We start from the raw sequence: 1,541 nt of genomic DNA, 5'->3' as shown, positions 1-1,541 counted from the left end.
TATGCTTGGGTATTGCATATCTGGCTCCACTTCCTGCGTTTGGCAGTGAGCGGCATCTGAACATCAGTTTTGCCGCAGGTCGGCACTATGGATCTGCTTTGGACTTAGATACATCCTATGGCCTGGACATATCCTATTTCCTGTTCACACCATTTCAAGGCACTGGTCTGGTGACCAAGGTATCCACAACGTTTGCCGACTCGATCACCCGCATGGCTTTCTTCATCGGTCCGGCATTTCGCTCTGTATTGGCCGGGGGAGTTGATGGCTATGCCTCTGCAGGGCTCTCCATTGCCGATATCGAGAATCAGGTTCCAGGGGGAAGTAATGAGCTTCAGCTTGGCTTGGGAGCGGATCTGGGCGCCCGCTTCCGGTTCGCAAGTTCAGGCTCGCTCGATGTGGCTCTTGTCACAGGCATTCTTGCCGATGTTTCCCTGCTCCATCTTCTTGATGGAAAGCGAATAACCGATTGGGCGTTCTCCATCGTTCCCTATGTCGGACTCTCTTTTTCCTCGTTTGCTCTGTATGGATTTCCTTCCTACACCATATATTGAACTTTCTTGAACGTTTTTCTTGCATTCTTTCAGATATTCACGTTGACATATGAATGTTTTTGATTGTATTATGGAGATGTAACGGGTAAAAAGTACAAAAACATTCAAGGAAGTGTGCATGTCAATCATTCCTGCCAGCAGACAGCAGTACATTCTGAGCCTGATCAAGACCGAAGGTACGGTCACGGTCAGCCAGCTGGCTGAAGAGCTTGGAGTCAGTGAGCTTACCATCCGCCGCGATCTGGACCAGCTTGAAAAGAAAGGACTTGTGGAGCGCACTCATGGAGGTGCGACGGCCAGAAGAAACCTACCCGTCGAGCCCGATTACCTGCAGAAAGCATCAGAATATCCCAAAGAAAAGGAAGCCATCGGACAGGCTGTGGCAGCCATGGTGGAAGAGGGTGACACCCTGTACATCAACAGCGGGTCAACCACCTTCGAGGTGATTCGCTCGGTGGTTGCACTTCAGAAAAAGGTGACCATTGTCACCAACAACATCGACGCCATTTGGCTGTGCAAGGAGAGTGAACACATCCGTCTCATTCTTGCAGGCGGAGTGTATCGAAGCCGAAGCCACTCTGTTTCCGGCTCCCTCTCTTCTATCTTGGTCAATCAGGTCTATGCGAACAAGGCAATCATCGGCGTCGACGGCTTTTCGCCATCGGCCGGGCTTACCACCCCCATCCTGGAGGAGGCGGAGACCACCCGTGCCATGATCGAGCATACCGTAGGGACGGTCATTGTGGTGGCCGCAGCAAACAAGATCGGGGTGGTGTCGAACTTCAAGACCGTAGGACTCGATCAAGTCGATGTGTTGGTCACCGATGAAAAAGGCGGTGAAATCGTCAAGCAAATGGAGATCCCTGAGGGTCTTGCAATACAAATAGCAACTACATAGGTGTAGGAGGAGTACCGAATGAAGTATATGGATGAGTATGCCGAGCAGTATAAGGATTGCGCTTGGGTCAGCTTTGAGGAACTTGAGGC

Annotated in this window: 2 protein-coding genes; both read left to right on the top strand. The window is 51.1% G+C overall.

Going from position 1 to position 1,541, the window contains the following annotated elements; genetic code table 11:
* Positions 1 to 554 (top strand): hypothetical protein (locus tag B3F49_RS01990; protein ID WP_293908739.1); only part of this gene is annotated, 554 nt, incomplete at its 5' end.
* A 118-nt stretch (positions 555 to 672) separates the two neighbouring features.
* Complete coding sequence (locus tag B3F49_RS01985) at positions 673 to 1,452, top strand: DeoR/GlpR family DNA-binding transcription regulator (protein WP_293893496.1); 780 nt, start codon at positions 673 to 675, stop codon at positions 1,450 to 1,452.
* Positions 1,453 to 1,541: the final 89 nt, after the last annotated feature.

Origin of the sequence: Sphaerochaeta sp. UBA5836 (assembly GCF_002432845.1) — a bacterium.
In the GTDB taxonomy this organism is placed as follows: Bacteria; Spirochaetota; Spirochaetia; order Sphaerochaetales; family Sphaerochaetaceae; genus Sphaerochaeta.
This window is presented reverse-complemented; position numbering and strand designations above follow the sequence as displayed.